Source organism: Yersinia antarctica (assembly GCF_056636475.1).
The window spans coordinates 3,038,862-3,060,220 of the sequence record NZ_JBSJQF010000001.1 but is presented as its reverse complement, the minus strand read 5'-3'; the positions used below and the strand labels follow the sequence as shown (position 1 = coordinate 3,060,220).

The following is a 21,359-nucleotide window of genomic DNA, read 5'->3' as shown; positions in this document are numbered from 1 at the left end:
TGGAGGCTAATCGGCATTCAGGCTAGTTGGACATCACCTTGTAACTGGCAGCTACAAGCTAACACATAACCTTGAGCAATCTCTTCTGCTGTCAGCGTCATGGTGCTGCTGGTGGTATATTCGCCATGCAGAATACGGGTTTTACAAGAACCACAAACACCCGCGCGGCAGGCGGCCATCACCGGTACTTTGTGTTGTTCCAAGGCGAATAGCAGGGACGTACCCACCGGGACTTTAACACTGCGCAAAGGATGGCTGATGGTCATCGTCAATTCATTACCGCTATCGACAACGTCGTCACGGGTGCGGAACTGCTCTTTCTGGAAATGATCTGCTGGAACTGATTGTTCGCGGCAATACTGCTCAACCCAATCCATATAGGGCGCGGGCCCACAAGTCATCACCCGGCGGTGGGCAATGTCAGGTGCTACCTGTTGCATTATTTGTGCATTGATTCTACCTGCAACGAACCCATCGCTGGCCTCTGATTCAGCCATCAATGTGAGCTGTAATTGTTGTGGATAGCGCTGTAACAAGGCTTGCCAGCTAGCGGCAAAAATGACATCTGCTGGTGAGCGCACATTAAATATCACCCGGATATCTGCTTGTGCACGCCGTGCCAGTAAGTCACGACACATCGACATCACGGGAGTGACACCACAGCCAGCAGCTAGCATCAGGTAGTGGTCATCATCAGCGTGAGCACAAGTAAAATCGCCCTGAGCATCGGAAAGCCACAGGTAATCCCCCACCTTGACTTGCTGGGTCAACCAGCGTGATCCTTCCCCATCAGCTAAACAGCGCACGGTGAGCTGGATAAACGGACTTAAACCGGGTGTCGAGGAAAGCGTATATGCCCGCAGCGTTTCATCACTATTGCGAATGCTTACCAAGGCATATTGGCCCGGTAAATAAGGATAAAAATCGTGATTAATTAACCGCAGGCTCCAGACATCGGGTGTTTCTTGCCAGATGGAATGAACTTGCATGCGGTTAGGGCACAGGGCGGTAGGACAGTCGGTTGGGATAAAATCAGCGGTTGGGATAAAATCGGTCATCAAAACCTCACAACGAATCAGGTCATTTTCGGGCAAAAAAGCCATTAATAGTGCCCGACCAGTGGCAATAAACCACTCTGGCCGGGCAATGTGCCATTACTTAATGAGCCAAAATATTGACTTAACTCCCCAAAATCGCACTCATATCTTGCTCTACGGTGGTAATAGGACGCATACCAAATTTCTCGTAGAGGATGGCCATCAGGTTGTCAGTCAGGAAACCTGGCGCGGTCGGGCCGGTATAAATATTTTTGACACCCAATGACAACAGGGTCAGGAGAATGACAATGGCTTTCTGTTCAAACCATGACAGTACCAGACTGAGTGGCAGGTCATTGACGGTACAACCCAGTTTTTCTGATAATTTAACCGCCAGCATGATGGCGGAGTAAGCATCATTACACTGGCCGACATCCAGCAGGCGTGGCAAGCCTTCCAAGGTACCAAAATCCAGTTTGTTGAAGCGATATTTGCCGCAAGCCAGTGTCATGATGATGCAATCTTGTGGCACACTGCGGGCAAAATCAGTGAAATAGCTACGTTCTGTACGGCTACCGTCACATCCCCCGACCAGGAATACATGACGCAGCTTTTTAGTGGCGACCAAATCAATAACGGTATCTGCCGCATTCAACAAGGTCTGGCGGCCAAAACCGACAGTAATCAAGTGTTCCAGCTCATTATACGGGAAGCCAGCCATCCCCAATGCCTGTTCAATGACGCGGGTGAAATCTTCCCCATCCAGGTGATTAACACCCGGCCAGCCAACAATACTGCGGGTCCAGATACGATCACCGTAATTGCCTACGTTCGGGTCAATGATACAGTTAGATGTCATTAGGATCGGACCGGGGAATTTGGCGAATTCGGTCTGCTGATTCTGCCAGCCACTGCCATAGTTACCCACCAGATGTGGATAGCGTTTTAACTCAGGGTAGCCGTGAGCAGGCAGCATTTCACCGTGGGTATAAATATTAACGCCGGTTCCCTGAGTTTGCTCCAACAGCATTTGTAAGTCTTTGAGATCATGACCGGAGATCAAGATAGCTTTACCGGCAACCGGGCGCACATTCACCGACGTTGGCTGTGGATCGCCATAGGCTTGGGTTTCGCCGTGGTCCAAAATGGCCATCACATTGAAGTTCATTTTGCCAATACCCATTGCATTATTCAGTAGCGTGTCGACATCACGCGGTTGGGTACCCAACCAGGCCATATAAGCATGATAATCAGCATAAATCTGCTCATCGAACTGCCCCAGGACATGGGCATGTTCCATATAGGCCGCCGCCCCCTTCAGTCCATACAAGCACAGCATGCGCAAGCCGTGGATATCGTCACCGACGTCAGCTTTATCGTTGTTTAGCGCAAATTGCAGCGATTGTTGTTGCAGGGTAGGGATATCGTCGGACAGTAGTTGTAGCTCAGCCAGTGGGTGATCAACCGTGATAGTGCTATCAAGCAAGCGGCAACGAATGGCCAGTGATTGGCGCAATAAGATGGCTTCTTTCGCGTAACCGACGATTCTGTCTGAGTCGAAATTCACATTGGTCAGGGTCGAGAAAAAAGCTCTGGGTGCAAAGCTATCAATCTGATGATCGATAATACCAAGTTCGCGGGCGGTCAATGCCCATGCGGAAAGCCCTTGCAGTACAGCAACTAATAGGTCTTGTAAATCAGAGGTTTCGGCGGTTTTTCCGCACATCCCCTGCGCGTAAGAGCAGCCGTTACCCGCAGGTGTTCGGATAGTTTGTTCACATTGCACACAGAACATAATTATTTTTCCTTTTAAAGTTGCATTTGTAATGCGTGTTTAAAAGCATAGAGGTGCACCCGAGGTTTAAAAAGGCTTTTTTAATGCAACTTTCACTTGTTTTGATTTGGCGCAACTTTTGCTGCGAATGAGAATTTATTCACTATTAGGTAGGAACAGCGCACAGTGAATCGGCTGATCCACGGCGCTGGGTAATAAAGTGATTAAGAAAAGAAAGCGATCAATACCGGGGCCAGTAAGCTTAGCAAGAAACCGTGGACGATAGCGGCAGGGACCATCTCCAGCCCACCACTGCGCTGCAATACCGGCAAGGTGAAGTCCATAGAAGTGGCGCCACATAAGCCAAGCGCCGTGGAGCGGCTACTGCGGACTAAGGTTGGAATCAGCATGATTGCCACTAATTCACGCGCCAAATCGTTAAAGAATGCGGCACTACCAATTACTGGGCCGAACGCATCAGTCAGCAAAATACCAGACAGTGAATACCAACCAAAGCCAGAGGCCATCGCCAGCCCGGTTTTAACCGGCAAACCGATCAGTAGTGCAGCAAGCATACCACCGAGTAAGGCACTGATTGCTACCACAAATGCCACCATGGTGCCACGGCGGTTCAACACTATCTGGCGCAGTGTCATACCACTGTTACGCAATTGAATCCCCACTAAGAACAGCAGGAAAATCAGTGCCAACTCGCTGCCTTTGGCGGCAAACTGCAACCACTCCCATTGGCTTAGACCCAACAGGAAGCCAACAATGACTACGCCGCACAGTTTTAATGACTCTAGCGCCATATGCAGACGTGAGGGTAATGCTTCCTGCCGATGAGTATTCTTCCACGGTATTTTGCGTTCGAGCAAAAACAGTGCGAGCAAATTGGCACAAAAAATACACAGAAAAAAGATGCCGGTGTACTGGAAAATGAGCAGCAGGTTAGCGCTGAGGTTTTCCAAAAAGGCCAAGCTGATCCCCATAAAAAATAAAATAACGTAAACCATCCAGCTTAATAAGCGGTTGATTAATTGAATTAATGGTTTGCGACTAAGTGGGATCAGATAACCAATAATTAACGGCAAAAGTATGATCAACAATCCTGAATACACGAGTTATACCGTCCTATACCCTTCTTCATTGAGGTTACTGTGGTGTTAGCTGCACTTGCCCACCCGAATCACTTATCGATGTAAGCTCATCGGAATGAATGAACCTACTTGAGACTCACCCTGTGAACGAGCATGAATGTTATGCAAATCGGTTCGAGACCGATTAACCATTCGTTTGTGGACTTGTTGTAACGCCAATGACTTTGGTTATCATGAGCAGATGAATAATGAGCTGTGGCGCAATAAGCTATCTAAAATCAGCGGCAGAGTAAAGCAGTACGCACGGGCCGCGGCACTTGACCCGTAAGGTTTTTTTGCGTCTGGCGTCAAGACAATCGACTATGATTGCTGAGTTAACAGTGTTATCTGTAGTATCAGTATGAATAAATCCGCACCGGAGGCGTAGCATGTATCTTGAACGTGTTGATATTGTCGGTTTTCGCGGTATTAATCGTATTTCATTGAGCCTTGACGATAATACTGTGCTAATCGGTGAGAACGCCTGGGGTAAATCCAGCTTATTAGATGCGCTCACGTTGCTGTTGTCTCCCGAACCTCAACTCTATCATTTTACCGTGCAGGATTTTTATTATCCGGCAGGGGACGAGACGGCTAAAGAGCGCCATTTACAGGTTATTTTTACCTTTTGTGAGAAAGACATTGGTCATTGGCACTCCCCACGTTACCGCCATTTAGCCCCATTATGGATAAAAAATGATGATGGTCTGCATCGTATTTATTATCGGGTCGAGGGGGAACTGGCTGATGATGGCACGGTGTGTACCTGGCGTACGTTCCTTGATTTAGAAGGCCAGCCACTGTCTTTGCACGATATTGAGAAGTTGGCACGTGGCGTTATTCGTATCCACCCGGTATTGCGATTGCGTGATGCGCGCTTTATGCGCCGGCTCCGTAGCAGCACCGAAAACAGCCATGCACCTGATAAAGTGGCGTTGAACCAGCAATTGGATCAATTAAGCCGTGAGTTGGTCCGTAACCCACAGAAACTGACTAATTCAGAATTACGCCGGGGCTTGGAGGCGATGCGCCAACTGCTGGAACACTACTTTGCCGAGTCTGGATCGCAGTCCGCCGGTTTGCGTAATCACCGTTATCGGCCACAACCGGAACGTGAAGCTTGGCTGGCCCTCGACAATATAAACCGGATGGTGGCTGAGCCGAACAGCCGCAGTATGCGGTTGATACTTTTAGGGATGTTTTCAACGTTATTGCAGGCTAAAGGGCCATTGAGTCTCGATCCCCATTCTCGGCCCTTGCTACTGGTAGAAGACCCTGAAACCCGCTTGCATCCGATAATGCTGTCCGTCGCCTGGGGGTTGCTCAGCCAGCTCCCTCTGCAACGGATTACCACGACAAATTCCGGTGAGTTAGTGTCATTAGTGCCGATAGAGAGCATTTGCCGATTGGTGCGCGAATCGGCAAAAGTCGCGACTTATCGTATTGGCTCTCGTGGCATGAGCCCTGAAGATAGCCGCCGTATCGCTTTCCATATTCGTTTCAATCGGCCCTCAGCCCTGTTTGCCCGTTGCTGGCTGCTGGTGGAAGGTGAAACAGAGATCTGGTTACTCAATGAGTTTGCTCGCCAGTGTGGTTACCACTTTGAAGCTGAAGGGGTAAAAGTGATTGAGTTCGCTCAGAGTGGTTTGCGCCCGCTGCTTAAGTTTGCCAACCGGATGGGCATTCAATGGCATGTTCTGACTGATGGCGATGATGCCGGTAAAAAGTATGCCGCCACGGTGCGTAATATGGCGGACAATGGGCGCGATCATGAACGGGATCGCCTGACCATATTGCCAGCACCAGATATGGAACACTTTTTATATCGCGCTGGCTTTGATGATGTCTATCATCGGATCTCAGCAATTCCTGCCAATGCCAAAATGCAGCCGCGTAGAGTGATTGAAAAGGCGATTCACCGTACCTCCAAGCCGGATCTGGCTATTGAGGTTGCCAGTCAGGCCAAAGAGAGGGGGGTAGAATCTGTCCCCCTATTACTGAAAAAAATGTTCTCTCAAGTAGTTTGGCTGGCGCGTGGTCGAGCCGATTAGCACCAGATCACTTCAACACGGGTCACGCCACGTCGTGAGTAAAATGCGTGGCTAACGCCCCCTCAAGTTGTGCAAGTAACTCATAGCGGCGGCGATATTCTGCCCGTTTTTTGCTAGCAATATCTTCAATCGGTTTACGCGCGATTTTGGTCGGTAAATTGAAATGGCCTTCTGTGCACGCTTCTCCGCCAACAGACAACCAAAAACTGTCATAGTCAGCATGCAATTTCTCTTTTTTCTTGGCCCGATAGCGCCAGTTTTGATAAATGTGCGTTTCATTCCCCACGGCTTTAATTTGTGTTATTCCCATTAACTCTGCCAGACAGCATGCGGCTTCCAATACCAAACGTTTAGGGAATAAACCATGACAAGCTTTAGTGCTGGTGTGAATTGCGCTGTGTGGTGTTCCATTATCGGCACCTTGTAACCCACCAATAAACAATGTTTTTTGCTGTTGATAGTAAAACAGGCTGAAAGTCAGCACCGCCAGCGTTTGCTGTTGCTCATTTGCCAGCATCAGCGTAATTTCTCCCTCCTTATTGAGTTTTGGAATAACACCCAAATAAAGAGAATACTTTTCCTCATTCTTGCCAATTAATTCAGCCAGTTTATAGGGCGAAGTATGCAAGTAGTTGCGACGTAATGCTGCAGGCATACATTGGTTTACCAAGAGGAAATGATCCTGTAGCACCCCCAGTTTTTGGCGATTATTGAGCGTGTTAGTCAGATAAGGACGATGCAACTTACAAGGCAAATCGGGTTGTGCGCGCAGTATACTGTTTAGTAACGGTTGTTTTACCAGTACACCCAATAAACGAAAGGTCAGTTTTGGGCTGATAAGGGTCCGGGCGATAAATTTAAGCCGAAACCGCAACTTTTGCCATGAGCCGCCCAGAGCCGCCCAGAGCCTGACTACCTTTGAATAGCAATGTAATTAACCCCCAACGGTTAATATTGTTGGGGATTGATGCTGTGTTATTGATGTTATGCATGATTAAATCCGTAATATCGCTGTGTTTCTGGCGCTATTCAAACAAACGGGAACTAAACAGAGGCTCAATGCATCTTAGATTTCGCCTATAGCACGGTTGTATTGATATTTGGTTTAGTTAAATGAGAATTTCTGATGCTATTTTCAGCAGATTGAAAAATTGACGAATAGGGAAGGTAATTGATTTGATTCAGTTCAGTCGCAGTCAGCGCCGATGGCTTACCATAATTGCCGTGTTAATTATCGGGGGTTTTTTCCTCATCAGACATCTGACGGCCCCAGCCCCGGTGCAATACCAAACAGTAAAAGTTGCCAATCGTGACTTGCAACAGAATGTTCTGGCAACCGGCAAACTCGATGCGGTACGTAAAGTTGATGTGGGTGCACAGGTCAGTGGCCAGTTGGAAAAACTGTATGTGGAGATTGGCGATCAAGTTAAGCAAGGACAATTGCTGGCGATGATCGACCCGCAACAGGCACAGAACCAAATTAAAGAAGTAGAGGCGACATTACAGGATTTGAATGCTCAGTTGGCACAGGCGAAGGCTGAAATGCAACTGGCCGCGGTCACCCTGCGCCGCCAACAGGATTTGGCAAAATTACAGGTGGTATCACGCCAAGACTTGGATCAGGCCAGTACCACGCTGGCAGTGAAAAAAGCGCAGGTAGAGACGATTAATGCGCAAATTAATAAAACTAAAGCCAGTTTGGATACAGCCAATATTAATCTCGATTACACCAAAATTTCTGCGCCAATGGATGGCGATGTGGTGCAAATCACCACCTTGCAGGGGCAAACAGTGATCGCCGCTCAGCAAGCGCCTAATATTCTGACGTTGGCGGATATGAGCACTATGTTGGTGAATGCGCAGGTATCCGAAGCGGATGTCATTCATCTTAAACCGGGGATGAAAGCCTCATTTACCGTGCTGGGTGATCCTGGGAAACACTTTGATGGGGAGTTAAAAGATATTCAACCAACACCAGAAAAAGTAAATGATGCCATTTTCTACTCGGCACGTTTTGAGGTGCCGAATCCAGATCGCTTATTACGCCTGCAAATGACTGCGCAGGTTTCAATTCAACTTGCCAACGTAAAACAGGCAATGGTTATTCCGTTATCGGCCTTGGGTGATGAGTTAGGGACTAACCGTTATCAGGTCGCGGTGCTGAAAGACGGTAAAGAAGAGAAACGTGAAGTGACGATTGGTATCCGTAATAACGTTGATGCACAGGTGATTTCTGGTTTGAATATCGGTGATGAGGTCATCGTTAGCCGCGGTGGCACGGAGGAGACGTAATGACGGCATTGCTTGAGTTAAAAGGCATCCGTCGTAGCTATCAGTCCGGTGAAGAGACCGTTGATGTATTGCAGGATGTCTCACTGACAATTAATGCCGGTGAGTTAGTAGCAATTATCGGCGCTTCCGGTTCGGGTAAATCGACGCTGATGAACATTCTGGGTTGTCTGGATAAGCCTAGTGCTGGTGTTTACCGCGTCGCAGGGCAGGATGTGGCGGTATTGGATAATGATGCACTCGCGGCTCTGCGCCGTGAGCACTTTGGCTTTATTTTCCAGCGTTATCATTTGCTGCCGCATCTCAGTGCTGCCCACAATGTCGAAGTACCGGCGGTCTATGCCGGTTTGGGTAAAAATGAACGCCGCGAGCGGGCCAATATGTTACTCACCCGTCTGGGGCTGGGCGACCGTGTCGGGTACCAACCCAACCAGCTATCTGGTGGGCAGCAGCAGCGTGTCAGTATCGCCCGTGCTCTGATGAATGGTGGGCAGGTGATTTTGGCTGATGAGCCAACCGGTGCACTGGATAGTCATTCCAGCGTTGAAGTTATGGCTATTCTGAAACAGCTACAGCAGCAGGGGCACACGGTTATTATTGTGACTCATGACCCTACTGTTGCGGCTCAAGCTGAGCGGGTTATCGAAATAAAAGATGGCCGCATTATGGCGGATTCAGGCTCGAAAACGGTGCAAGCAGTGGCCGCTTCTGAGGCAATTAGTCTGACGCCACCCGCTCCATCATGGCAGCAACTGGCGGGTCGTTTCCGCGAGGCTTTATTAATGGCCTGGCGTGCTATGTCGGCCAATAAAATGCGCACGGCCTTGACCATGTTGGGCATCATTATCGGTATTGCCTCTGTTGTCTCTATCTTGGTAGTTGGGGATGCGGCCAAACAACTCGTTCTTGCTGATATCCGGGCTATTGGCACCAATACTATTGATGTTTATCCCGGCAAAGATTTCGGTGATGACGACCCCAGTACCCGGCAGGCATTGGTTTATGACGACATGGCAGCACTGAAAGCACAGTCCTACGTCAGTGCTGTATCCCCGACCATCGCAGGCAGTATGCGGCTCCGCTATGGCAATATTGATGTTGCCGCCAGCGTATCGGGGGTCAGTGAACAGTATTTCCGTGTATATGGTATGAAACTCGAACAGGGAACGGCCATTACCCGTGAGCAGGTTGAACGCCAGTCGCAAGTTGCTGTTATTGAACGTAATACCCAGCGCCGCTTGTTCCCGCATATGAAAGACGTCGTAGGGCAGGTCATATTGGTGGGGAATATGCCTGCCACCGTGGTTGGGGTGGTAGAAGAAAAGCAATCTATGTTTGGTAGCAGTAAAGCGCTGCGAATATGGGTACCTTACAGCACCATGGCGAGCCGTCTGATGGGGCGTGCCTACTTTGATTCGATAACTATCCGCATTAAAGAGGGGTATAGCAGCAAAGAAGCTGAGCAGCAGCTAGTGCGGTTGTTGACGATGCGCCACGGCAAGAAAGACATATTCACCTATAACATGGATAGTTTGTTGCAAACGGCGGAAAAAACTACCCGTACCATGCAATTGTTCCTGACACTGGTGGCAGTAATTTCATTAGTGGTGGGGGGAATTGGGGTGATGAATATTATGCTGGTTTCGGTGACCGAACGCACTCGAGAGATTGGTATTCGCATGGCTGTAGGGGCGAGATCCAGTGATGTTATGCAGCAATTCCTAATTGAAGCGATTCTGGTTTGCCTGGTCGGTGGAGCTCTGGGTATCACGCTATCCTTTGCCATCGGTCTGGTTGTAGAGATGTTTCTGCCTAACTGGCAGATAGCTTTCCCGCCGGTTGCATTGTTCAGCGCATTTTTGTGCTCTACAGTGATAGGTGTGGTGTTTGGTTATCTACCGGCCCGCAGTGCTGCTCGACTAAACCCGATTGATGCATTAGCTCGAGAATAAATTGGCTCGAGAATAAATTAGCTGGTGAATAGATCAGTCAAAGGATTGAACTTGGTTCATATGGCCGCATATTAGAAGTATGAGAAATAAAAATGCCAGTCATCGTTGGCTGGCATTTTGAAACGCAATCGATGTTAGTAGCAACACGCCGCCCGGGAAATACCGTTGGCACCAGACTGTTTCGCTGATGGGCAGGTGCAGGCGAGTGAATGCGTGGTGTCAGGCCATTGCAGCGAGCTCCTGCGGTATGGCTTCTTGCAATAGGACCTCTAACCCGAGTGGAACTATCAGGCTGGCATGGTTTCCTTTTGGTCCCTGATGGACATCAAAGTTAACCATCTGACCGGCTTTTAATGTGCGGTAGCCATCCATCTGAATAGTTGAATAGTGAGCGAAGATATCTTCGCCGCCGCCCTCAGGGCAAATAAAGCCAAAACCTTTGGCATTGTTGAACCATTTAACAGTACCCGTCTCCATACTTCTACGTTCCTCGCAAGGCTATTCTAGTTTGAGATGAGGTAATAACTGGTTAAAGTGAGCGCGAATTGGTTAAAATTCCAACAGCTCACGAAAATACACTCTAGTGGAAATGGCCTTAACGTCAAGGGGAGGGCTTTTGTCTGACCAAGGCAGTTATTCAAAGTTTGATGTAGCTAACGCTATTGTGTTTATCTGGTTACAATTTAATCACTTTTAACGCAAAAAAACCGACTTCTTTCTCTGGCGGCGTTATGGCATAAGTGATGTTAAAATAATAATAGATATCTGCATGAAATGGTCTTATAACCGGAGTGAGGTATTGCTCCTGTATGGTTCTGTGAAACGATGGGCAGGCAATGGGTAACAACAACGATTGGCTAAATTTTGAACATTTAGTCAAAGATAAACAGAAAGAGGCGCTCAAACCGCCGTCTATGTATAAAGTTATACTTAACAACGACGATTACACACCGATGGAATTTGTGATTGACGTTCTGCAAAAGTTCTTTTCTTATGATATTGAACGTGCAACACAACTGATGCTCAATGTGCATTATCAAGGAAAGGCGATTTGCGGTGTTTTTACTGCTGAAGTTGCAGAGACGAAAGTCGCACATGTAAATCAATACGCCAGGGAGAACGAGCATCCATTGCTTTGTACGCTGGAAAAAGCCTGATTAAGGCAATTATTGGGAGGTGCCTATGCTCAATCAAGAACTTGAACTCAGTCTCAATATGGCTTTCGCCAGAGCGCGTGAGCACAGACACGAGTTTATGACCGTGGAGCACCTATTGCTGGCATTGCTAAGCAATCCGGCTGCGCGGGAAGCGCTGGAGGCGTGTACGGTTGATCTGGTAGCGTTACGCCAGGAGCTGGAAGCGTTTATCGAACAAACCACACCAACATTACCTGTTAGCGAAGAAGAGCGTGACACCCAGCCTACGCTCAGTTTCCAGCGCGTGTTACAACGTGCAGTTTTCCACGTCCAGTCCTCTGGGCGCAATGAAGTCTCGGGTGCCAACGTGTTGGTCGCCATCTTCAGTGAACAAGAGTCTCAGGCGGCCTACCTGCTGCGTAAGCATGATGTCAGCCGTCTGGATGTAGTGAACTTTATTTCCCACGGCGCTCGTAAGGACGAACCGGGTCAAGCACCGAATGCAGAAAACCCGGTAAATGAAGAGCAGGCAGGAGGGGAAGACCGTATGGAAAACTTCACCACCAATCTGAATCAACTGGCTCGGGTGGGGGGCATTGACCCACTTATCGGTCGCGACAAAGAGCTGGAACGGACTATTCAGGTATTGTGCCGTCGGCGTAAAAACAACCCGCTGTTGGTCGGAGAGTCCGGTGTCGGTAAAACGGCTATCGCAGAAGGCCTGGCCTGGCGTATCGTGCAGGGCGATGTTCCTGAAGTGATGTCGGAATGCACTCTGTACTCACTGGATATAGGTTCACTGCTGGCCGGAACCAAATACCGTGGTGACTTTGAAAAGCGTTTCAAAGCGCTGCTGAAACAGTTAGAAAATGACAAAGATAGCATCCTGTTTATCGATGAAATTCATACTATTATCGGCGCAGGTGCTGCCTCCGGTGGGCAAGTGGATGCAGCTAACCTGATTAAACCACTGCTTTCTAGTGGCAAGATCCGGGTCATTGGCTCTACCACTTATCAGGAATTCAGCAATATCTTTGAAAAGGATCGTGCACTGGCACGGCGTTTCCAGAAAATTGATATTACTGAGCCGACACCGGAAGAGACCGTTCAGATTATTAACGGCCTGAAACCGAAATATGAAGCACATCATGATGTGCGTTATACCGCGAAAGCGATACGCGCAGCGGTGGAGTTGTCGGTTAAGTATATTAATGACCGCCATTTACCGGATAAAGCCATTGATGTGATTGACGAGGCTGGTGCTCGTAGCCGCCTGATGCCACTTAACAAACGTAAGAAAACTGTCAATGTGTCGGATATTGAATCCGTGGTGGCTCGTATCGCCCGTATTCCTGAGAAGACCGTCTCTGCCAGTGATCGCGATGTGCTGAGAAATCTGAGTGATCGGCTGAATATGTTGGTATTCGGTCAGGATAAAGCCATTGATGCGCTATCTGAGGCGATCAAAATGAGCCGCGCAGGATTAGGGCACGAGCATAAGCCGGTCGGATCGTTCCTGTTTGCTGGCCCAACAGGGGTTGGTAAAACAGAAGTTACGGTGCAATTGGCCAAAGCACTGGATATCGAACTGCTGCGTTTTGATATGTCTGAATATATGGAGCGCCATACTGTCAGCCGCCTGATTGGTGCGCCTCCGGGTTATGTAGGTTACGATCAAGGTGGTCTGTTGACCGATGCGGTTATCAAACATCCTCATGCAGTTCTGCTGCTGGATGAAATTGAAAAGGCCCATCCAGATGTGTTTAACCTGTTACTACAGGTGATGGATAACGGCACTCTGACGGATAACAATGGGCGTAAAGCTGATTTCCGTAACGTCATTCTGGTGATGACCACCAATGCTGGTGTGCGTGAAACGCAACGGACCTCAATTGGTTTTAAACAGCAAGATAACAGCACTGACGCACTGGAAGAGATCAAAAAAGTGTTTACCCCGGAATTCCGAAACCGGTTGGATAACATTATTTGGTTCAACCACTTGTCACCTACTGTTATTCAGCAGGTGGTCGATAAATTTATTGTTGAGTTGCAGGCGCAATTAGATGCTAAAGGCGTGTCGCTGGAAGTCAGTGAAGAAGCCCGTAATTGGTTATCTGATAAAGGCTATGACAAAGCGATGGGTGCACGACCAATGGCGCGGGTGATTCAGGAGAATCTGAAGAAACCGCTGGCAAACGAGCTGTTGTTTGGTTCTCTGGTTGATGGTGGCTCGGTCACTGTTGGGCTGGATAAAGAAAAACAACAACTGGCTTATGAGTTTCAGAGTGCGCAAAAACGCAAAACTGAAGGTGCCGTTCATTAAATGTAAGATGTCCGAAATAAGTGGCGTTGCAGTCGATGGCAAATGAAAGATTCCCGATGAGTGAGTATTGAGTGATTCGGGGGATATCGGCGTTACACGACTACTGCGTCAAGTATACCGGGCAATAAAAAAGGGCGATAAGCTATAAACTTATCGCCCTTTTTGTTTTCCACGATTAGTGACTTTTGCATTTTGCTGTTTATTTCACGATGAATAAACCTACTCAATCGATAAAAAAGAAAACGCAAAACGCCCTTGCCATAAATGGGAAGGGCGCCGGAGGGGGACTACATCCTCAGAGCTCGCCAGTCTTAAACTGGCGACAGATTAGCCGATTAACGGCTACGGAAGACAATGCGGCCTTTGCTCAGGTCGTACGGGGTCAGCTCTACAGTGACTTTGTCACCCGTCAGGATGCGGATATAGTTTTTACGCATTTTACCGGAGATATGAGCGGTTACCACGTGCCCGTTTTCCAATTCAACGCGGAACATGGTGTTCGGCAGCGTATCAAGAACGGTGCCCTGCATTTCAATATTGTCTTCTTTGGCCATCGAATCCTCTAGGTGTTACTACCTTAGTTTTTAACCGGCAAGATAATGCCGAAAAACCCACATTATGTAAAGAAGTGTTGGCGGTCATCGCACCATTTCAGCAAAATTAGTCTGCCGGTAAGAGGGGATAAAGCCTAATGTGGGGTACTTTCTCAACGGTTGATCTTTACTGCATCGCGGATGAAAAATTCAACGATTGCGGTAACCAGCATTCAGCCGGTAGTGGACTAAACTGGAGTTGACTCAACTGCTGCATAAAAAAGTTTCGTGGGATCTCAATCGCACCCAGCGACGCAGTGTGAGCGTTGAGGACCTGACAGTCAATCAGTTCTCCACCTTGACGGGTAAAATGATGACAAAAAACCATTAATGCGCTTTTTGAAGCATTGTCAGCTCGGCTAAACATCGATTCTCCGCAAAACAGTTTACCTACTGCAATGCCATATAATCCGCCAACCAGTTCATTTTCCAACCAAACTTCAACTGAGTGCGCGTGCCCTAATGCATGTAATTGGCAATAAGCTTGCTGTACATCCTCGCCAATCCACGTCCCCTCATCACGTTGCGCAGCACAAGCGCTGACCACATCGGCAAAAGCATGGTTAAGTGTGAGGCGATAAGGACAACGGCGCAGAAAGCGGCGCATGCTGCGGCTAATATGCAAATCTTCTGGGAATAACACCGCGCGCGGGTCCGGTGACCACCATAGGATCATCTCTCCGGGGCTAAACCAAGGAAAAATCCCCTTTTGGTAAGCTGCCAGCAGGCGAGGAGCGGCTAAATCGCCCCCAAGAGCCAGCAAACCATTAGGTTCGCGCAGAGCCAGCTCAGGTGAGGGGAATGCAAATGACTGAGAAGATAGCTGTGTAATGCGCATAAATCCCCCTGATGATATCTTCAGGCTCCATAGCCTTGGTACTTGAAGCCACAGCGTTGTTAGCTGTTACGCTCAGTTCGCTGGGTATAATAAATAACAATGAATACCACTTTTTCTTCAGTGGTTTTTATTCATATTAGCGCGAATTATGCTAATTACCTGCTCGCATCAGGTGACTCATTCACAATTCACGCAGCCCACTGTTCAATGGCGTTGATGGAATTGGTAATAGCGCCCTTTGTGTTGCAATAAACTGTGGTGATTGCCTTGCTCGACTATCTTGCCACCATCCATCACGCAGATTCGATCCATATATTCCAGACCGTATAAACGATGAGTGACCATGATCAGGCTCTTGTGCTGACAGTGTTGGCGCAGCAGAGCCAGAATTTGTTGTTCTGTTTCAGCATCTAACCCTTCGGTAGGTTCATCAAGTAGCAAAAGAGGCGCTGGATGTAGCAAGGCACGGGCAATTCCTAAACGACGCTGTTCACCGCCAGAGAGTGGCCGGCCACCATCCCCCATCCAGGCATTCAGTCCCTCACTGTTATCAAGTAAGTTGGCTAACCCGACGTGTTCCAAAACCGTTTTCAACTGTGCATCAGATGCCGTAGGGCAAGCCAGCAACAGATTTTCACGTAACGTACTGCTGAAGACATGTACCCGCTGGCTGACCACTGTCATCATTTGGCGCAAGGTATTTTCGTCATAATTGGCCAATGGTTCCCCATTAAGCGTGATACTGCCTTGGCTGGCATCCCAGGCCCGGGTTAATAATTGTAACAGTGTGGATTTTCCACAGCCCGTGCGCCCAAGTAGCGCAATATGCTCCCCTGCGGCCAGTGACAGCGATATATTCTGCAAAACGGGTAAAGGCTGCTGTGGGTAGGTAAAACTCAACCCTGTCACTTCTAGCGCCACCTGTGCGGTCACCTCTGGACCATGGGTCGGGAATGTCACTTCAGGCTGTTGTTCCATCAATTGCGCAACGCGGGTCGCGGAAGCGATAACTTGCCCCAAGTGTTGGAATGCACCAGCCACCGGCAGCAAGGCTTCAAATGCGGCTAAAGAGGTAAAAACAAAGAGCGCCAGTAATGCGCCTGGTTGATTATTCCCGCCAATACCTTCAGCGGCGAGCCATAAAATTAGCGTGACCGTTAGGCCAGTAGCCAGAATCATTAGCGCCTGCGCTAAACCAGCCAAGGATGCTTGCTGTTGTTGGCGTTTCATCCAGCGTTGTTCAATATCCTGCAACGAGGCACGGAATTGCTGCAACGCACCGAATACCAATAACTCTGCCTGCCCCTGTAACCAAGAGGTCAGTTGCGAACGATAAAGACCACGCAGGTCCGTCAGGTCACGACCAATGGGCTTACCGGCACGGTAGAAGATCAATGGGACGAGCAGTAATAACCCCAGCAGAATTGCACCGAGTGTCAGGGCCAGATTGACATCCAGATAGCTTAAACCAAACGTCACGGCAGCAATAATTGCGATGGCGGCCACCAGCGGTGAGATGACGCGCAGATAGAGATGATCGAGGGTATCAACATCGGCGACCAACCGGTTCAGCAGTTCACTTTGGCGAAAACGGGCAATACCGGCAGGGGAGAGTGGTAGGATCTTCTGGAAAGCGAAGACCCGCAGATGTGCCAGTACACGGAATGTCGCGTCATGGCTGACAACTCGCTCTGCGTAGCGGCCCGCCGTACGGGTAATTGCGGCCCCTCGGACACCGGCTGCCGGTAGTAAGTAGTTAAACGTATATAATCCAGCAGGGCCAGCGATGGCGGTACCCGCCAGGAACCAACCGGATAATGTCAGCAAGCCGATACTGGCCAGCAGCGTGACAATTGCCAGCACGATACCCAGACAAATCAGGAACCAATGGCGGCGATACAACGCCAAAAAAGGAAGAAGTACGCGCATAATTAAAGCTCCTCACTGCGATGGGACAGCAGATTGGCAAATGAACCGTCAGACTGGCTGAGGGTGGAGTAATCACCTTGCTGAATCAGAAGGCCACTATCCATTACCCAGATTTGATCATAACCCAGCGTATCTTCTAACTGATGGGTAACCAGTAGCGTCGTCTGCCTGCGAGAGGCTTCCTCTAGTGCTTTCATCACCAACTGTTCACTGTGAGCATCAAGGCTGGCGGTGGGTTCATCCAGTAGCAATAAGCGGCACGGATTCAGTAAGGCGCGGGCAACGGCAACACGTTGCGCCTGCCCAACGGAGAGACGTGCAGAATGGTCGCCGACTTCAGTATTCAGCCCTTGTGGCAAATCAGCCAGGAATTCATTGATATAGGCACGCTCCACCGCCTGTTGTAATTGGCTGTGTGACGCATCTGGCTGGCCCAGCAAAATGTTGGCCGCCAGCGTCTGTTCCGGCAAATGTGGGTTTTGGCCAACCCAGCTTAATTGTCTACGCCACGCTGGTGCTTCCAGTTCGCGTAATTCAACCCCGTTCACTTTCAGTGAGCCACTATAGGGTAAAAAGCCCAGCAGCAGGTTGAGTAATGAACTTTTACCTGCGCCACTCAGACCAACAATGGCAACGCGTTTGCCTGCGGGTAATAAGAACGTCAACGGTCCGGCCAACCGGGTGCCATTAGGGGCCAGAATTTCCAGTTGGTCGGCTTCCAGGGTGATAGCTTGGTTACCTGTCAGCACTTGGTCACCTTGGCCAATCGCTTCGCCTTCACTACTCAAAAATGTGACCAGCGATTCTGCTGCGCCAACTGCCTGAGCTTTTGCGTGGTAAAACGTGCCTAAATCTCTCAGCGGTTGGAAGAATTCAGGGGCCAGGATCAATACCAGAAAACCCGCAAACAGGGTGACGCCAAAACCATAACTACCAAAATTCAGTTCACCCAAATAGGAAAAACCAAAGTAGACGGCAACCACGGCAATAGAGATGGCGGCGAAAAACTCTAATACGGCTGAAGATAAGAATGCCATACGCAGCACTTCCATGGTGCGGCGGCGGAAATCTTCTGAGGCATCACGAATTTGGTCGGTTTCTGCTTTAGCGCGGTTAAATAACCGTAACGTGTCTAATCCGCGTAAGCGATCAAGGAAGTTGCCACTCAACCGTGCCAGTGCGACAAAGTTACGCCGATTGGCGTCGGCGGCACCCATCCCGACCAGTGCCATAAACAGCGGGATCAATGGCGCGGTGACAAACAAGATCAAACCTGCCGCCCAGTTGATAGGGAAGACGGCAATCAGGATAAGCAATGGAATGAATACGGCCAGATACATCTGTGGTAGATAGCGGGAGTAGTAGTCCTGCATATCTTCAATTTGTTCCAGAATGATGGTTGCCCAACTGCCCGCGGGCTTACCTTTCACCCACGCAGGGCCGAGCTGTTCTAATCGGTCTAAAACGACATTACGGATCTGCTGGCGAACTTTCATTCCGCAGATAAATCCCACCCGTTCACGCAACCAACTGATCACGGCGCGCAATGCAAAGGTTCCGGCCAGTAGCCAAAAATCAGCAGTCAATGCCGATCGGGGGAGTTGGTCGATAATCAGAGATTGCAGCAGGGTGGCCAGTAACCATGCCTGAGCGATGATCAATAACCCGCTGAGGAGGCCAAGTAACATGGACAGGCGGAGCCAACGTTGCGCGGGGGCGCTTTGTTTTTTCAGCCAACGAATCAACTCATACTGTCTTGTTTTATTCATCAGGCAATTTATCTGCGCAGGGAGCTAGAAAATATCAAAAAGTGTCTGTCACCGTTGACGGTGGCAAACTCGCGAAAGGCAATATTACCTTGTCATGACGAGAGGTGAAACCATTAGGTTGTGATAGTCACCGCATTCCACAACAGGAGTAATTTACTGTTTTTAATTGGGATGCGGGCGAGTGAAAATAAAAAACGGGTGGTTCACTTATCGTAAACCACCCGCCACATAGCGCTTGGATCCCCATGCGGAATCGTTACTTATCGTTTACTAGCCCATCCAGATAGCGTTCTGCATCCAGTGCCGCCATACAGCCGGTACCGGCGGAGGTAATTGCCTGGCGATAAATATGGTCCATAACATCGCCCGCAGCGAACACACCCGGAATGGAGGTTTGTGTGGCATTGCCTTGCAGACCTGACTGAACTTTGATGTAGCCGTTTTCCAGTGCCAACTGACCATCAAAGATGGCGGTATTTGGGCTGTGACCAATCGCAATGAAGACGCCAGCAACAGCAATCTCTTCTGTCTCACTGTTTTTGGTGGATTTAAGGCGGACACCGGTGACACCCATATCATCACCCAAAACTTCGTCCAAGGTGCGATCAGTGTGCAATACGATGTTGCCGTTTTTTACTTTTTCCATCAGGCGATCAATCAGGATTTTCTCTGAGCGGAAGCTATCACGACGATGAATTAAATGAACTTCAGCTGCGATATTCGCCAGATACAACGCCTCTTCAACCGCAGTATTACCGCCACCGACTACCGCCACTTTCTGATTCCGATAGAAGAAACCATCACAAGTCGCGCAGGCAGAGACCCCTTTGCCTTTGAAGGCTTCTTCTGACGCCATTCCCAGATAGCGGGCAGAAGCCCCTGTAGCAATAATCAGCGCGTCACAGGTGTACTCAGCACCATCACCAAACAGGCGGAATGGGCGGTTTTGCAAATCAACGCAGTTGATATGATCGAATAGAATCTCTGTTTGGAATTTTTCTGCATGCTCATGCATCCGCTCCATCAGAGCAGGACCAGTCAAGCCTTCAGGATCACCAGGCCAGTTCTCCACGTCAGTAGTGGTGGTTAACTGACCGCCTTTCTCCATTCCGGTAATCAATACAGGTTTCAGGTTGGCGCGTGCAGCATAAACCGCCGCAGTGTAACCCGCAGGGCCAGAACCCAGAATAATCAATTTGCTATGTTTAGCCGTGCTCATGAATACCTCTTTCCCACAATGGCGGACAATGTTAGCGATTGTAGGGAAAATTGGGCATTAAAAAAAGCAGACAAAAATGTTGTTAGCGATTTGTTTGATAGGTGATGCCTATTTAATGAACTAAATGTATTAAGAATCGGCAGTTAGCGGTGAAGTGACGTCAGGCTGCGGGCAAATTGGACCCAAATTAATTTTTACGTTACGCGCCAATTCGCGCTGAAAAGCTTTGACCCTATAAAAAATGTGGCTTGCAAGCCGATTGAGCAAAAAATAGCCATGACACAAAACCACCTTTTTGCACCATTTTATAGCAAATTTAGGACGAAAAAATAGCTAAGGGAAACACTCTGGGATTTTAATTCTGGCACGTTCTACTGATTTAACTTCTTTTACTTTGACAATCGGCTGTGCATTTGCGAAAACATCATAGGAAGAAGAAATTATCTGCGCGCCATAAATTTCAGATTTGGTATCAGTGATGCCAAGCGAAAACCCTGGAACGTTTTCGATTAATGCTGGATGGCGTGTGAAGTAAGTTCTCGAACAACTGTAGGGGGGAGTTTCTACGGCGGTTCGTGATGTGCTATCTCTTCCTCAACGCTAATAATCATCGAGTACCTCGCATACAGTTGGACAGACAGGGTGTGAGATAACAACGTGTTGATATATTTGCATAAAACAGGCTGCGGGTCGTTGTCTGTAGCAGGCTCGAAGTATAAGCACGATGAGAGCATGTCACAGACTCAAGGAAATTAAGAGAGACTATAAGATGATAGATAATAAAAAACGCCCGGGGAAAGAGCTTGATCGTATAGATCGTAACATCCTGAATGAATTACAAAAGGATGGGCGCATCTCTAACGTTGAGCTTTCAAAACGAGTAGGATTATCACCAACACCATGTTTGGAACGAGTTCGCCGCTTAGAGCGTCAGGGTTTCATCCAAGGTTATACCGCACTGCTTAATCCACAGTATTTGGATGCATCGCTGCTGGTTATCGTTGAGATTACTCTGAATCGTGGCGCTCCGGATGTGTTTGAGCAATTTAATGCCGCTGTTAAAAATCTTGAGGAAATTCAAGAGTGTCACCTGGTTTCCGGCGATTTCGACTATTTGTTGAAAACCCGCGTACCTGATATGTCTGCTTACCGTACATTACTCGGTGAGACCTTGCTTCGCCTGCCGGGCGTCAATGACACTCGTACCTATGTGGTCATGGAAGAAGTGAAGCAGAGTAACCGCCTAGTCATTAAAACGCGGTAAACAGGCAGGTGCAAAACCTGAGTAATTTGGTTACACTCCTGTTTAT

General features: G+C 48.7%; 15 protein-coding genes and 1 pseudogene. 6 read left to right on the top strand and 10 right to left on the bottom strand.

What is annotated here, in order from left to right; all coding sequences use genetic code 11:
* Window positions 1-17: 17 nt before the first annotated feature.
* The 3 genes from hcr to ACWJJO_RS14195 form a co-directional block, all read right to left on the bottom strand.
* Entirely contained in the window at window positions 18-989 is a 972-nt protein-coding gene (hcr, locus tag ACWJJO_RS14205) for an NADH oxidoreductase (protein WP_420072793.1), read from the bottom strand.
* Window positions 990-1,179: 190 nt separating this feature from the next.
* Entirely contained in the window at window positions 1,180-2,832 is a 1,653-nt protein-coding gene (gene hcp / locus ACWJJO_RS14200) for a hydroxylamine reductase (RefSeq protein WP_083158417.1), read from the bottom strand.
* 203 nt (window positions 2,833-3,035) lie between these two features.
* On the bottom strand, window positions 3,036-3,932 hold the full coding sequence (locus ACWJJO_RS14195; protein ID WP_083158418.1) for a LysO family transporter: 897 nt from the start codon (window positions 3,930-3,932) through the stop codon (window positions 3,036-3,038).
* A 407-nt stretch (window positions 3,933-4,339) separates the two neighbouring features.
* Here ACWJJO_RS14195 and ACWJJO_RS14190 point away from each other — a divergent pair, with 407 nt between their 5' ends.
* Window positions 4,340-6,001: an ATP-dependent endonuclease gene (locus ACWJJO_RS14190; protein WP_083158419.1), complete on the top strand. Its 1,662-nt coding sequence runs from the start codon at window positions 4,340-4,342 to the stop codon at window positions 5,999-6,001.
* Between the two features lie 22 nt (window positions 6,002-6,023).
* On the opposite strand, the pseudogene ACWJJO_RS14185 reads toward ACWJJO_RS14190, so the two are convergent.
* Window positions 6,024-6,993, bottom strand: a pseudogene (locus ACWJJO_RS14185) (VirK/YbjX family protein).
* A gap of 187 nt (window positions 6,994-7,180) precedes the next feature.
* Here ACWJJO_RS14185 and macA point away from each other — a divergent pair.
* Both macA and macB read left to right on the top strand, forming a co-directional pair.
* The gene (gene macA, locus ACWJJO_RS14180; RefSeq protein ID WP_442821431.1) at window positions 7,181-8,293 is read left to right on the top strand and encodes a macrolide transporter subunit MacA; all 1,113 of its coding nucleotides are present in this window, start codon (window positions 7,181-7,183) and stop codon (window positions 8,291-8,293) included.
* The gene (macB, locus tag ACWJJO_RS14175) at window positions 8,293-10,242 is read left to right on the top strand and encodes a macrolide ABC transporter ATP-binding protein/permease MacB (RefSeq protein WP_481091166.1); all 1,950 of its coding nucleotides are present in this window, start codon (window positions 8,293-8,295) and stop codon (window positions 10,240-10,242) included. The genes macA and macB overlap by 1 nt, the downstream gene beginning before the upstream one ends.
* Before the next feature lie 219 nt (window positions 10,243-10,461).
* On the opposite strand, the gene cspD is transcribed toward macB, so the two are convergent.
* Window positions 10,462-10,719 (bottom strand): cold shock-like protein CspD, encoded by a 258-nt coding sequence (cspD, locus tag ACWJJO_RS14170; protein WP_083158423.1) that lies wholly within the window; start codon window positions 10,717-10,719, stop codon window positions 10,462-10,464.
* A gap of 359 nt (window positions 10,720-11,078) precedes the next feature.
* Between cspD and clpS the strand changes: the two genes are divergently transcribed.
* Window positions 11,079-11,399, top strand: coding sequence for an ATP-dependent Clp protease adapter ClpS (gene clpS, locus ACWJJO_RS14165; protein ID WP_005184739.1), 321 nt, complete (start codon window positions 11,079-11,081; stop codon window positions 11,397-11,399).
* Window positions 11,400-11,424: 25 nt separating this feature from the next.
* Window positions 11,425-13,701, top strand: coding sequence for an ATP-dependent Clp protease ATP-binding subunit ClpA (gene clpA / locus ACWJJO_RS14160; protein WP_050084965.1), 2,277 nt, complete (start codon window positions 11,425-11,427; stop codon window positions 13,699-13,701).
* A 335-nt stretch (window positions 13,702-14,036) separates the two neighbouring features.
* On the opposite strand, the gene infA is transcribed toward clpA, so the two are convergent.
* From infA to trxB, 5 genes are all read right to left on the bottom strand, one after another.
* Window positions 14,037-14,255 carry a translation initiation factor IF-1 gene (gene infA / locus ACWJJO_RS14155; protein WP_002211347.1) on the bottom strand — a complete coding sequence of 73 codons (219 nt, stop codon included), beginning with the start codon at window positions 14,253-14,255 and terminating at the stop codon, window positions 14,037-14,039.
* Between the two features lie 166 nt (window positions 14,256-14,421).
* On the bottom strand, window positions 14,422-15,132 hold the full coding sequence (gene aat, locus ACWJJO_RS14150) for a leucyl/phenylalanyl-tRNA--protein transferase (RefSeq protein WP_083158424.1): 711 nt from the start codon (window positions 15,130-15,132) through the stop codon (window positions 14,422-14,424).
* 204 nt (window positions 15,133-15,336) lie between these two features.
* Window positions 15,337-17,061: a heme ABC transporter ATP-binding protein/permease CydC gene (gene cydC / locus ACWJJO_RS14145; RefSeq protein ID WP_083158425.1), complete on the bottom strand. Its 1,725-nt coding sequence runs from the start codon at window positions 17,059-17,061 to the stop codon at window positions 15,337-15,339.
* A gap of 2 nt (window positions 17,062-17,063) precedes the next feature.
* Window positions 17,064-18,830, bottom strand: a complete 1,767-nt coding sequence (cydD, locus tag ACWJJO_RS14140; protein ID WP_442820773.1) for a heme ABC transporter permease/ATP-binding protein CydD — start codon at window positions 18,828-18,830, stop codon at window positions 17,064-17,066.
* Window positions 18,831-19,086: 256 nt separating this feature from the next.
* The gene (gene trxB, locus ACWJJO_RS14135) at window positions 19,087-20,049 is read right to left on the bottom strand and encodes a thioredoxin-disulfide reductase (protein WP_083158427.1); all 963 of its coding nucleotides are present in this window, start codon (window positions 20,047-20,049) and stop codon (window positions 19,087-19,089) included.
* A gap of 769 nt (window positions 20,050-20,818) precedes the next feature.
* Between trxB and lrp the strand changes: the two genes are divergently transcribed.
* Window positions 20,819-21,313, top strand: a complete 495-nt coding sequence (lrp, locus tag ACWJJO_RS14130; RefSeq protein ID WP_005184714.1) for a leucine-responsive transcriptional regulator Lrp — start codon at window positions 20,819-20,821, stop codon at window positions 21,311-21,313.
* Window positions 21,314-21,359 lie beyond the last annotated feature (46 nt).